The following is a 12,277-nucleotide window of genomic DNA, read 5'->3' as shown; positions in this document are numbered from 1 at the left end:
TCGTAACTTTTCTTTAAATGCTTCCCTCTTCGCTGGATTTTGTTTGTCTTCTAGACTGTATTTTGCCCATAGGTAAGCGTACTTTTTTTGACTAAGAATCCTCCGAATTTGCTAACCAAATTGGAAGAAATGCACCTACTAAACAGAAGTTGATTTACACAACTAATTTTCTAGCCCGTTTTGTCAGTTGTGTATTTACAGATAATACGAATGATGACCTTAAAGGATGCAATGTTCAGCAATTATCTGAAGCTTTAGTTGACTGCTTGAATAAGTTTTTCTCAGAATGTAAAGACACAAAAGACATTGCTGAAACACAGTTTGACAAGCTTACAGTTCATCAAGTGGGTGCATTTAAGGAACTTTATTAGGAGTTAGTGCTGGGCTGGAAGTTTTAGGCCGATTGCTATACTGGACTTATGAAAAGAATGACAATTACTTTGATGTACAGAAAGTTTCTCAATTAGCACAGCTAGACTGGTCACGGAGAAATAGTATTTGGGAGAATAATATAGTCAGGAAATCCACTAATTCTGACTATGAAGTTCAGAATAGACCAACTGCTATAGTAGAAGCAGTGAAGATAGTAAAAATCATCCTGGGATGGATTTAAATCATTACTTCTGAATAGCACTTAAAAATCAAGACAGGAATTTACTTAGGTCAAATTCCTCGTCTTGTTGCTCTCTGTTAGTTCGCTCATAACTGAGAAATAATAAAATTCGCTCTGAATAATCTACTGATCCACGTAACTCGTTTTGCAATATTTCCAATCCACCATTAGCGTACTCTTCAAATATATGATTACGTTGTCTTTCATATTCTTCTTCATTAAGAGATAGTGTTTTAATATCTTTAGTTTCATTAATTGCTAATAATTTTATTAAAATATCATTTCCCATTGAGGCAAAATACTCTATCCTGATTGGCGATGGTTCCCTTTTAGAAATCTCTCCCAAAGCCACCCGTCTTTTATGCTTTGCGCCCAAAGCTGCTGCAAATACAATGACATCAGCAAAAGTATTAAAAGGCCCTGTTCCACCATCTGAAGATGTTAAATCCTTAACCAACTCAGCTTTATCTTTAGCAACCCTGATTCTGCCAGTTTCAGCCATTGTTTTAATATCTACATTGTTGCTATTTTAACCGAAAGTCAAAAGAGATCGCACACACTAAAGCATTATTTTATACTAGTAAGTAGGCAATCGCTAAACAAACAAATCATCCACTAACATAGTCCATCCTGATACTGCGGGTTCAGCTTCAGCTACCTCCCCACGGCGATACACTTGCGGTTCTTCAGGATTATTAGCGCGATATACTCTAATAACTTCCTCTTTCAGTACATCCACATCCCAGACTACCAACGTACCAGCCGCAAAATAATCACGGCGTTTACTAGCCATTTCTTCCTCAGCCTTATCACCGTAATCATTTTCACTTCGCACCTCAGCAGTAAACACAGGCGCACCATTAAGAAACTTCCCGCCTGTAGGTTTGCTAGTATAAAACGCAGCATCAGGACTTAAAGAACGGCGGTTAGGAAGATTGACAATAAAACCGACATTATCAGGCAAAGCATAACCACTTTTTTTCAGACGTTCATAATCTCGTAAACTTGCATAAATTTCACCACCTGCACGTCCTGGTAAAAATCCAGTTGGAGACATCAGCACCAATTTTCCATTGACAATCTCTGCTTTAGAATTGTCAGGTAAACGGTACAAATCTTCAATAGTTGCTTCAGTTTTAATACTCATAAAACCCCTAACTATGAATCTAGGATAATCCTAATTTAAATAGGAAATGGAACATTCTCATACACCAAAGATATCGGAAAGTGGAAATCAATGCTGCTTAAATGAACTTCATCTTCTGCTTCATAAGGATGTAACTCCCAAAGTCCTCTATCATTTAACCGGAAGGAATCTAAAGCAATTTTTTCAGCATTGATGAGAACGTATTCTTGCAAAGTCTGAATGCGACGATACCGCGTAAATTTTGTACCTCGGTCGTAAGCTTCCGTACTTGGGGACAGAACTTCAACAATTAAACAAGGATATTGGAAAAATTGAATAGCTTGTTTATCTCGTTCATCCCAACTCACCACAACATCAGGATAATGAAAAGGCCCGTTTTCAGATATGCCTACTTTTGCACCCGCCATATTGACACGATATGAACCTCCTCGAAGGTGAATTTTTAATGCTGAAGCTAAATTTAGAGCAATGGTATTGTGAGGAATAGTAACCTCAGTCATGGCGAAAACTTCACCATCAATATATTCATATTTAATTTCTTGGCGTTCTTCCCATTTCAAATATTCATGAGGCGACATATACTTTTTGTCTGAACTGGCAACCATAACCTCATTCCTCTCTTTTTCTCAACTTTAACTAAAAAACCTCCGCGCCTCTGCGTGAAAAAATTACCCCTCCGTTCTCACCGTCAAAACCTGTGGTGGCGTAGAATCTGGAGGGTACAAAAAATCCACCTGTACTTCTCGCTTCCCACCCGCTAACATTTTCAGCGTCACCAACGGTTCACCCCTTTGTCCTCGACGCTGTACCAAATGGACATAGCGCGTCTTTTCCACACCATTATCATCGATGTAACGCACCCGCACTGTTCCCCGAAAGAATATTTGTTCTACACCTGGCTTTAAAAACAGCAGTCTATCTGTTCCCCCTTCATCTTTCACAGGAGTCTGGATTGATACAGTTACCGTCTGAGTTTGATTAGTAATATTTCTGAGGGGCAGAGTTAGATTATATTCAACACCATAGTTACTGTGAGCAAAGTACGCCGTATCAGGATAGCGTTTTAACATTGGTGCGCTTTGAATTTGCCCAGTGCTGAGAGTAATTAAATGTACAGTTCCCAAAGGATAAGAAAACGCCTTTCCTGGTTGTGGTATCGTTAACTCAGACACATTAGGATTATCCGTAAGCTGTGTTTGCCATTGCGTTCCTTGGGAGACACCAGCGACGCGACTAAATACTGTTGGTTCTCTGGGAGGGTCGAGAGGTGTTGGAATAGGGTCACGTTTTCCTGCTAAACTGCCTGTATTCAGAAGCTTTTGCCACTCAGCTAAAGTGGGTGGAATATTACTAATTTTAACTAAATTTGCGAGATAAACTGGGCTACTACTTGCCAAGCGCATCATCGTAGTGCGACCGTTAGAAGCAGGAGCCTGTACGGGAATGGCTAAATTCGCTAGAATTTGAGTTCCTTTTGGTTCTATCACCAGCTTGTCAGGAAAAATCCCCTGCCGAACTCCCCGCAGTACATCATTCATTGTGCGATCGCCTGGCCCAGAGTAAACTGTACCTTGGGGATTTTCTACCACATCAGGTAAAGCAATAAATGGTGCTTCTCTGGTGAGGTAACTAGCTGCTTGTAAAACTTGCAGTGTCACAGGTTCATTCCCTGGATTATGTACGATTATCCCTTGGTAAACAGTGCGCCTTTGGGCTGGTGTTTCCGCCCTGACGATATGATGAGCAAATATATCAAATCTGTCTTGAAAGGGATAATTTAAATGTGCTTCTTGTACTTGTTTCCCATCTGGGGGGAAAGTCGATAGCAAAATTCCTTCAGTTGTTACCAGTTCAGGACTATTGCTGTTAAAGGTGGGAATAGTATCGAGTTTTCCTGGTAGAGGGCGTACTTCTTGCGGATGTACTTCAACTCCGGCAATATATTGTGGGGGAACCGTGTAAATATTTAACGCCCGACATATCAAAGCTGCAACTTCGCCTCTAGTAGCACTTTGCAGTGGTTTTAGCTGTTTGACATTGGGATAATTAACAACAATACTATTAATAGTCGCAGATGCGATCGCATTTTGGGCATAGTTAGGAATTTGTCCCGCATCGTTAAAATATTGTTGTAATATCTGCGTCGGGTTGGATACAGGGCTGTAATTTTTCCCACCAGCTACAACACCAATGATTTGGGCGCGAGGAATTGGCTGGTTAGGCTGGAAAATCCCACCGGGATAACCAGAAAAAAATCCTTTTTGGTAAGCGGTAGAAATTGCTTTATTTGCCCAATAATTACTGGGTACATCTTTAAATGACGTAGCAGTGCGTTTCACTGGTGAATCAGGAAAAGCATTTAGCATCAACACTGCTGCTTCAGCGCGTGTCACTGTTGCTTCTGGGCGAAAACTACCATCAGGGTAGCCTGTAATAAGTTTACGCTCTCCTAATTGCTGGACACAATTTTTTGCCCAATAGTTTTGGGTGTCAGAAAAGGCTAGGGCGTTGGGAGTTGATAGAGTTAAGAGGGAGACGACGACTACTGAGGTTTTTCGGTAGAGCATTAGTTAACTTTAGTATAAACTAAAGCCATTAAAGCATTTCGCGGGGACTTGAGAAGTTAAAAGGACAGTTTTTAATCGCCCTTGTTCTAATTTGACACGCTGTAATTACTTATCCCGTTCAACTTCCATAATTTCCGTATACTCAAACTCGTTCGGACTTTGTTTTACCAAAGGATATTTTTCCCCACCCAACTTAATATAATCTTGTTCGCAATCTGGCTTAGAGGAATAATACGTAAGCACATATTCTCTCCCAATTCTTTCTGTCATTTCTGCTTCTACTTCACCCCGCCATTGAGTCTTAGTAACTAAAACTATCAACTGATTCGCTAATTGGGGGATTGTCTTTGCAATGTGTCGCCGCGAATTCTCATCCAAACTACCGAAGGGTGAATCCATCACAATTGGGAAAGTACTACTATCGGGAATCATCATCATCTTTCGTTTCTCACTCCATTCCCTTACTTTGTCAATGATGCTGGCAATAAAGGATAAACTGAGAATTTGATTCTCCCCGGTAGAAGCTGCAACTGGTGCTTCTATACCTGTAGTATTTTCTACTAATGTCAATTCATATTTATCACTGATTTTAGGAATGTATGGAGTCACAGATATCTCCATGAATATTTCTTGTACTCGCTTTTCTAGTTGCAGGCGAAATTGTTGCTCTTGACGATTTCTAACTTCTGTTAACCGTTCAATTGCATCTTGAGTGGCGTTAATTCGTCGCTGTGCTAGGGTTTGCTTGTCTTCATTCAGTTTTTGCTTGGCGATTTGTTTATTCAAACCTTCAATCTCAGTTGTGAGTTGAGCAATTTGCTGCTGATTTGCACCCTGTTCTCGATTCAATTCATCAATTTTACTTTCAATTTCATCTAAACGTTTTTGCAAACTGCTAATTTCTTCATTAGCATCTTTTCGCAACCGTTCTTGAATATTATCTAAATCGCTTTCAATTTGAGATATGCTTTGCCTTAATTGATTAATTCTGGCTTGTTCTCTATCAACTTCTTCCCAAAATCCTATCGCTTGCTTATCAATTTCATCTACTTGAGCGCTCATCCGAATTGCAGTTTCTTCTACCGCCGAGGAACCAGCTTTATTTAACCAAGTACTTACATGAGTATGAGAATGATTACCCTCGTGTAATTCTGCGCCACAAATACAGCGCTGAGAATTGAGTAAATCATTCACAAATTCCCGCGAAATTCCTGATGTTAACTCACCGCGCTGCTTCAAATCATTGATAATTTCTCGAAACTGGGATGTAGTTTCTGAGAGTAAAACAGTATAACCCCGCGCGGAAATAACTTTTTTCAGTACTTCCTTCGTTTTTTTATATTCTTCTTGATTTGCCGCTTTCTGTGATTCTAAATTCTGCCATCTTTCTTGCAATTCCTTAGCAGCACTCAATTCTCGCAAGCGGTTACTTGTCTCTTTTTTAAAAGTTTGTTGATATTCTAACTCTTCTTTAATTTCAGTTTGTCGTTTCGTAACGCGTTCACGCTCTCGCTCTATCTTTTCTTGCTGTCGTAATAGCTGTTTAGTTTCAGAATCACCAATAGCTTTTAACTCATTTTCTAAAGTTTTTTTAGCATCTCCCAGATGTCTGATGGAACGGTTGATTACTTCCACACCCAAGAATATCTTTGTAGGTTCGGCAATTTCAGCTTTTTTATCAGAACGAACTATTTCTTCAATTCGTTCGCCGTCAAAGAAAAAATATTGATGTAAAGTAGCGGGTAAAATTTGATTAATTATATCGTCTGGCTGCTGAGTTGGAATATTCCATTTGCCATCATCCGCACCAACCCACATGGTTAATTGAGTTTTCCCAGCATCAAAATCACCTTCGTTTTTATAACCCCGACAGGCGCGTTTCACACGATAACGTTTACCTTCATGTTCCCAGCCAATCTCTACCCAACATTCTACAGCTTGACCTTTTTGGGTTTCTGCGATCGCACGTTTATTTACCAACTGCTCTATCGATGCAAAGGCTGCACTAAATTTATCATACAATACCCATGTAAAGGCATTTAGCAAGCTAGTTTTACCAGAGCCATTATTACCATGAATAATGGTTGTGTTCTGAACATCTGCACCAGCCAGGAGCATCTCTGGTGTCGTACCATAAAAGGAGCGAAAGTTGCAGAGCTTGATTGAAGTCAGCTTCATCGCACCTCTTCCTTAATAATGTCCAAAATATTATCATTTATATGGCTGTTAATCTTCTTATCTAGCCTGCCTTTTTCCAGCTTCCATACCCGCTCAATAATTCGCCGCACTTCCGGCGGAGCGCTGGTTATTGGCTCCTGCACATCATCGATATTTGCCTCTTGTGACATATCGGATTTTTAAATATATTTTTTCTATATTTTAACTTTCTCTAGTGCTGCATTTACCTCGGTAAAGCTACTGTTAGCGTTATCTTTAATTTTGCAAAAACTATTTTTTCAAATTTATAATTTTTTTTGCAAAAAGACTTTATTATTTAATCATATTCTGTTATTGTTAATATTAACAACCTGCATTATAATGGGATGAAACTAAAAATTCAAAATTTACTTACATCCCATTATGATTAAATTCATAATCTTATTATTTCATACTTAATGCTTCTTTTTTCAAAACTCGAAAATTTTTACAAAAAAATACAACTGTTCTCTGGTTCATTATCAAATATCTAATAAACCATATCGTTTTTGTAAATCAAGTAACTTCATTCTTGCTTCACCAGCGTTATCAGCCAAATCAGCAAACTCCACAAAGCGACGCAATTCCTTTTTTAATAGATTACGCTCAACTTCTATAGTTTCTCTATCTAAATCTGGTGGCAAAACAATCATGTCAAATATCGTTGCGCGTTCTTTAGCAGGATGAGGACGTAAAACTCGCCCCCGCCGTTGAATGAATTGGCGAGGATTACCAGAACTTGATAAAATCACCGCAGTTTGAATTGCTGGAATATCAACACCTTCATCTAAACAACGAATTGCGACTAAACCCTGCAACTCACCACTTTCAAATTGATGGCGCAATATTTCCCTTTCTTGTAAAGTTGTTTGGGCTGTATAAGTACTTACCTTGTACCCCAAATCCACTCCTAGAATTTTAGCAACAGCTTTGAGTTGGCGTAGAGATGAACGTTGTCCCGAATCTTGGGAACCATCACTACAATAAAAAAGAGTGTGACTAGTTTCGCGGCGAGTTGCCATTAAATTCCGTAAAGCATTTAATTTATTTTCCGCAGCACCAATCAATCTTGCTCTTTGCATCAATAAAGGCTTTAAATCTTCATTATCTTCAAAACTTCCTGCTTGTCCATTTTCTCTCTCTCGGTAAAGTAGCGATCGCCCAATTCTTTTAGTTAACTTTAAATAGGCAATACTTTCTGCTTCAGTTAGTTCCACCAACACCGGATAATACAGATAATGTACTAAAGCACCTTGAGCGATCGCATCCCTCAAAGTAAACTCTGGCTGGAGAACTGGGCCAAAATAATCAAATAAAGATTGCGTACCAAAATCATCAAAATATCTTTCCGGTGTGGCAGATAAAGCCAGCCTCAACCCAACACTGCGCGGTAAACTTTCTTCTAACTTGGGTGCGCCTAAATTATGCGCCTCATCCCCAATAATTAAAGTTTTGGTGGGAAAATATTTGAGTTGAGACTGAAACCCATCTCCAATTAAAGTGGAGTTTGTAGTAATTACAGTGACAAACCGTTGAGAACCAGAACGCAGATTATAAATTTGCGTAGAAAGTTGACTTTGCCAAGTGCGTAAATTCTCGAAAGCTAAAATGGGTTGCAAATTAAATTTTTCACATTCTCTCGCCCATTGGGTGACAAGATGGCGGTAGGGACACACCACCACCAGAACTTGTAAATTAATCTGTTGGTAGAGTTCACAAGCGATCGCTAGTGCAGTAATCGTTTTACCACTACCAGTAGCCATTTTCAGCGTCCCTCTACCATTGTTGGTAAACCAGCTAGCGATCGCTTGGCGCTGATATTGCCGCAATTGCAGAGACGGAGGCATTCTTGGGCATCCTGGTAATGGTTGCGGAGTGTAATAACTGCCCTTACTTTCCCTTGCAAACGGTAATTTTAACCGGAAAGTAGGCAGTTGCTGCACTGGATTTTTCGTCAGGTACATATATTAAGCACAAAGATGGTAACGAACCCTAATTAATGGGCATTGGGCATTGGGCATTGGTTATTTCTCCCCCCACTCCCCACTCCCCATTACTCAGTTGTAACCACGCCAAACACCAATCAGGGAACCTTGCACCTGCACTTGTATGGCGCTGACTTCAATGGGATTGTATTTAGAGTTTGCTGGTTTGAGGGTGACGCGATCACCTTGGCGATAAAAACGTTTTAATGTTGTACCAAATCCATCGACTCTGGCGGCGACGATAGTACCATTTTTTAAATGATTTGGTTCTGCTACTGGACGCAGAAATACCACATCGCCATCAGTAATTAAATCTTCAATCATGCTATCGCCAGCTACCCGCAAAGCATAGGTTTCGGGAGGTAAATCGAAATTAGAAAAGTCTAAATGATCTACAGCATCAGTAAACGGTTCTATTAAACCACCAGCAGCAATCGTGCCCAAAATTGGTACACCTTGCTTAACAGGACGCAAAATCCTAATGGTTCGTGCTTGGCCTTCAGTCCATTCTATATATCCTTTGGTGCGTAAATGCTCTAAACGACTTTGAATTGGTGCTGGTGACTTCAAGTTCATCGCTTGCATCATTTGCCTAATTGAAGGCGAATGCTGGTGCGATCTGATGTATTCTGCCAACCATTCGTAAAGTTCTTGTTGAGCTTCAGTTAGACGTTCCATAAATTTGCAGGAAGTAATTATAAATGTCTCTAGAACATTAGTACTACAAAAAACTCCCCATAACAAGAGAAAAATAAAAATATGAAAGGCAAAAGCAAAATTATTTTCTTCTCTTTTGCCTTTTGACAAATAAGAATATAACAGGGTACAGGTTAGAGGTTACAGGTTATAAGGAAGAAAACTATACCTTATCCCCTGTGCCCTATTCTTTTACTCTGCCCCTAGAATACTGGCAAGCAAAGCTTTTTGAGCGTGTAGGCGATTTTCTGCCTGTTCCCAAACTCGTGATTGAGAACCTTCAATAACTGCCTCGGTAATTTCTTCACCACGATGGGCTGGTAAGCAGTGTAAAACAATTGCCTCTGGTTGTGCAAGGCTCAATAGCTGCTCCGAAATTTGATAAGGCTGGAAAATTGGCATCCGGTTGTCTGCTTCTGCTTCTTGCCCCATACTCGCCCAAACGTCAGTGTAAAGTACAGTAGAACCCTTAGCTGCTAATTCTGGATCATGAGTGACGAGAACTTCAGTTTTGTGATTAGCGATCGCTCTTGCTTGTTCTACAATCTTAGAATCTGGCTCATATCCGCTAGGGGTGGCAATTCTAACATTCATTCCTACCAAAGCACAGCCCAACATCAGAGAATTAGCCATATTATTCCCATCACCCACGTAGGTCAAAGTTAACCCAGTAAGGGTGTTAAAGCTTTCTTGAATCGTCAATAAATCCGCTAATACCTGACAAGGATGTTCTGCATCGGTAAGCGCATTAATCACCGGAATTTTGGCATAGTGAGCAAAAGTTTCTAAATCTTGCTGTGCAAAAGTGCGAATTGCCAAAATATCTAGATATCGGTCTAACACCCGCGCTGTATCTTGTAAAGGTTCCCCGCGGCTAACTTGAGTGACATTAGGGTTGAGATCGATTACCTGTCCACCCAGTTGGTACATCGCCACAGTAAAACTTACCCGCGTGCGAGTTGAAGCTTTGGAGAACAACAACCCCAAAACTTTATTACACTGCAACTTCAGTTGTTGTGATTTAAGTTGAGTTGCCAATTGCAGAAGTTCTTGAACTTCCATTGGACTGAAGTCCGCCAGACTTAATAAATCTCGTCCGATCAACGCTGCCATGCTTCCGAAGTGTAAAGAACAATTATATATTTCTGTTGCTTTACTAGCCGGGTCAAAAAAATACAATTTTAGAACTTTACCAGATATTTTTGCGTCCAGCCCAGGATATGAATATTAATTGATCAAGTTTATCAGTGATTCTGATCGCTGATTTTTTCTAGTTCATCACAATTGCAACGCCAGCTCAACCATCTAGACGTACAAAAGCAGCGAGCTTGCCAAAATTTCTCGTCTTTTAGCCTAATTTCTGAAGAGGCAGATATTTTTTAGCATTTACAGCTAGACAAATAAATAGACTATGGTACAATAATAAATCGTGGTTGCTACTTAAAAGCAATTGTCAAAGTTGCCAGCATAGCACAGTGGTAGTGCATCCGACTTGTAATCGGAAGGTCGCGAGTTCAAATCCCGCTGCTGGCTTTGATAGAATGTCGAGTAAAGCATTGTCTGTCGTAGCAAACGATAAAATGCTGGTTTTTTCGTTGATAAATAAACGAGCTTTTCTATCAAGTCTAGTTTGGATGCGCTGACATTGCCCCTAAGAGCAAGAGAATGCGATCGCATTCTGACAACGAAGCTAAAAAGTACAGCAGGTCTAAACTCTATCTTGCTTGGTAGAGTTTTAGACCTCCGTTTTTGAGAAATTGAACAGATGAATTTTCCGACAATTGTTGAAGTATATGGGTAGGGGCACAATATGTTGTGCCCCTACGATTATCTGTACCTCACGCCTGTTGCAATCTGTTGTAATTTCAGATACGTTAAAGCATATTAGGATTTAAGTACAAAAAAGAAAAATGTAGACCGTGGAGAGCCTTGCCCCAGGCTACCGCAAAGGACGCAAAATATAAAAAAGTTGTTTATGCAATATTATTTAAAAGCCGATCGCGAATTGCTTTGAGTTGGTCTTGAGTCTTAATTGGCTCTCGCGGTGCTGGCAATTCGCTATTAGGCCAGTTAGGCAAATCATTACAGGGACATAACAATGCCGGCATCCCAATGTTCCGTGCGGCTACTGGCATACTGCATCGGCTACAAGGTAGCATATCCCATGCTGGTGTCAATAGTTCAGCAATGGTTTCGGATGTACCCTCCAGGTAACAATCACCCGATTCCGGTGAGATAATTTTCTGCCAGCACTCTTCAAATTCTTCACTATAGCGATCGCCATTTAGCACTGATAGCGGAGCGATAGCGAGTCCGTGAGCGTCTTGGGGCAAAATGCTTGCCTTACCGTTGTTCGTAATCACTTTCTTACCCAACTGAAACCAGTAGGCAAGATATGCTCTAACTTCTTGTTTGGTTGCCATAATACAATTTTAGATTTTAGATTTGAGATTTTGGATTAATTTGCATCAATAGTTAAGAATCTTGACTCCTAAATGTTCCAGCATCCCTTGTATTTGGCAATGGCGAACCAAGGATACTGAGATTGAGGACATGACCACCAGTCACTAAATAAACAGTTTCGCTGAGTGTACTTAGCTGGCGCACTAAAGAACCGAGGCGATCGCGGAACATCCTGCCAAGGGGATAAGCTGGTACTACACCCCAACCAACCTCTTCTGCGACAAATAGTATATCAGCAGCAACCAGATCCACCGTCTCTAAAAACTCTGTAACAATATTTTCCCAAGTAAATTCGTCCTGTTCCAGGAGATTAGCAACCCAAGTTCCTAAAGAATCTACTAAAAGACAGGTATAGGGTTTGGCATCGGCGAGGGTAGCAGACAGTTCCATAGGTACAGATAAAGTTACCCAGTCTTGGGGACGACGTTGTTGGTGTTCGAGAATGCGTTGATGCCACTCTTGATCATCTGGATTATCAGTGGCTGTTGCTACATAAACAACTGCTTTTCCTGACTGTATGGCTAGAGTTTCCGCCCATTCACTTTTTCCAGATCGTGCTGGCCCTGTTACTAAGATGATTTTACCCAAAGTTGTTTCCTGAATATTTTAA

Annotated in this window: 11 protein-coding genes, 1 tRNA gene and 2 pseudogenes; 2 read left to right on the top strand and 12 right to left on the bottom strand. The window is 40.3% G+C overall.

Features of this window, described 5'->3' with window-relative positions:
• Positions 1–111 (bottom strand): annotated as a pseudogene (locus tag H6G97_RS06155) (winged helix-turn-helix domain-containing protein); the annotation flags it as partial.
• Between the two features lie 265 nt (positions 112–376).
• On the opposite strand from H6G97_RS06155, the pseudogene H6G97_RS55870 reads away from it, so the two are divergent.
• Positions 377–613: pseudogene (locus H6G97_RS55870) on the top strand (DNA sulfur modification protein DndB); the annotation flags it as partial.
• Between the two features lie 28 nt (positions 614–641).
• Here H6G97_RS55870 and H6G97_RS06145 read toward each other — a convergent pair.
• The 9 genes from H6G97_RS06145 to argF form a co-directional block, all read right to left on the bottom strand.
• On the bottom strand, positions 642–1,115 hold the full coding sequence (locus tag H6G97_RS06145) for a DNA phosphorothioation-associated protein 4 (protein WP_190939799.1): 474 nt from the start codon (positions 1,113–1,115) through the stop codon (positions 642–644).
• Positions 1,116–1,208: 93 nt separating this feature from the next.
• Positions 1,209–1,760, bottom strand: coding sequence for a Uma2 family endonuclease (locus H6G97_RS06140; RefSeq protein ID WP_190939798.1), 552 nt, complete (start codon positions 1,758–1,760; stop codon positions 1,209–1,211).
• Positions 1,761–1,795: 35 nt separating this feature from the next.
• Positions 1,796–2,365 (bottom strand): Uma2 family endonuclease, encoded by a 570-nt coding sequence (locus H6G97_RS06135; protein ID WP_190939797.1) that lies wholly within the window; start codon positions 2,363–2,365, stop codon positions 1,796–1,798.
• A gap of 63 nt (positions 2,366–2,428) precedes the next feature.
• Positions 2,429–4,327, bottom strand: a complete 1,899-nt coding sequence (locus H6G97_RS06130; protein ID WP_190939796.1) for a DUF3370 family protein — start codon at positions 4,325–4,327, stop codon at positions 2,429–2,431.
• 105 nt (positions 4,328–4,432) lie between these two features.
• Positions 4,433–6,505 carry an AAA family ATPase gene (locus H6G97_RS06125; protein WP_190939795.1) on the bottom strand — a complete coding sequence of 691 codons (2,073 nt, stop codon included), beginning with the start codon at positions 6,503–6,505 and terminating at the stop codon, positions 4,433–4,435.
• Positions 6,502–6,675 carry a hypothetical protein gene (locus H6G97_RS06120; protein ID WP_167407660.1) on the bottom strand — a complete coding sequence of 58 codons (174 nt, stop codon included), beginning with the start codon at positions 6,673–6,675 and terminating at the stop codon, positions 6,502–6,504. The genes H6G97_RS06125 and H6G97_RS06120 overlap by 4 nt, the downstream gene beginning before the upstream one ends.
• 330 nt (positions 6,676–7,005) lie before the next feature.
• Positions 7,006–8,487, bottom strand: coding sequence for a DNA phosphorothioation system restriction enzyme (locus H6G97_RS06115; RefSeq protein WP_190939794.1), 1,482 nt, complete (start codon positions 8,485–8,487; stop codon positions 7,006–7,008).
• A 93-nt stretch (positions 8,488–8,580) separates the two neighbouring features.
• Positions 8,581–9,186 carry a transcriptional repressor LexA gene (lexA, locus tag H6G97_RS06110; protein ID WP_190939793.1) on the bottom strand — a complete coding sequence of 202 codons (606 nt, stop codon included), beginning with the start codon at positions 9,184–9,186 and terminating at the stop codon, positions 8,581–8,583.
• 210 nt (positions 9,187–9,396) lie between these two features.
• Positions 9,397–10,317 carry an ornithine carbamoyltransferase gene (gene argF / locus H6G97_RS06105; RefSeq protein WP_190939792.1) on the bottom strand — a complete coding sequence of 307 codons (921 nt, stop codon included), beginning with the start codon at positions 10,315–10,317 and terminating at the stop codon, positions 9,397–9,399.
• Positions 10,318–10,665: 348 nt separating this feature from the next.
• Here argF and H6G97_RS06100 point away from each other — a divergent pair.
• Positions 10,666–10,737, top strand: a tRNA-Thr gene (locus H6G97_RS06100).
• Positions 10,738–11,177: 440 nt separating this feature from the next.
• Here H6G97_RS06100 and H6G97_RS06095 read toward each other — a convergent pair.
• Both H6G97_RS06095 and cobU read right to left on the bottom strand, forming a co-directional pair.
• A complete protein-coding gene (locus H6G97_RS06095) occupies positions 11,178–11,627 on the bottom strand; it encodes a hypothetical protein (RefSeq protein ID WP_190939791.1) in 450 nt (149 codons plus the stop codon).
• A 52-nt stretch (positions 11,628–11,679) separates the two neighbouring features.
• The gene (cobU, locus tag H6G97_RS06090) at positions 11,680–12,255 is read right to left on the bottom strand and encodes a bifunctional adenosylcobinamide kinase/adenosylcobinamide-phosphate guanylyltransferase (protein ID WP_190939790.1); all 576 of its coding nucleotides are present in this window, start codon (positions 12,253–12,255) and stop codon (positions 11,680–11,682) included.
• Between the last annotated feature and the right edge of the window lie 22 nt (positions 12,256–12,277).

Source organism: Nostoc flagelliforme FACHB-838 (genome assembly GCF_014698065.1).
In the GTDB taxonomy this organism is placed as follows: domain Bacteria; phylum Cyanobacteriota; class Cyanobacteriia; order Cyanobacteriales; family Nostocaceae; genus Nostoc; species Nostoc flagelliforme_B.
This window is presented reverse-complemented; position numbering and strand designations above follow the sequence as displayed.

Coding starts and splice junctions, on each gene's coding strand:
- lexA (WP_190939793.1), bottom strand. CDS start 9,186: ATGGAACGTCTAACTGAAGCTCAACAAGAACTTTACGAATGGTTGGCA.
- H6G97_RS06125 (WP_190939795.1), bottom strand. CDS start 6,505: ATGAAGCTGACTTCAATCAAGCTCTGCAACTTTCGCTCCTTTTATGGT.
- H6G97_RS06095 (WP_190939791.1), bottom strand. CDS start 11,627: ATGGCAACCAAACAAGAAGTTAGAGCATATCTTGCCTACTGGTTTCAG.
- H6G97_RS06130 (WP_190939796.1), bottom strand. CDS start 4,327: ATGCTCTACCGAAAAACCTCAGTAGTCGTCGTCTCCCTCTTAACTCTA.
- H6G97_RS06120 (WP_167407660.1), bottom strand. CDS start 6,675: ATGTCACAAGAGGCAAATATCGATGATGTGCAGGAGCCAATAACCAGC.
- H6G97_RS06145 (WP_190939799.1), bottom strand. CDS start 1,115: ATGGCTGAAACTGGCAGAATCAGGGTTGCTAAAGATAAAGCTGAGTTG.
- argF (WP_190939792.1), bottom strand. CDS start 10,317: ATGGCAGCGTTGATCGGACGAGATTTATTAAGTCTGGCGGACTTCAGT.
- H6G97_RS06135 (WP_190939797.1), bottom strand. CDS start 2,365: ATGGTTGCCAGTTCAGACAAAAAGTATATGTCGCCTCATGAATATTTG.
- H6G97_RS06115 (WP_190939794.1), bottom strand. CDS start 8,487: ATGTACCTGACGAAAAATCCAGTGCAGCAACTGCCTACTTTCCGGTTA.
- H6G97_RS06140 (WP_190939798.1), bottom strand. CDS start 1,760: ATGAGTATTAAAACTGAAGCAACTATTGAAGATTTGTACCGTTTACCT.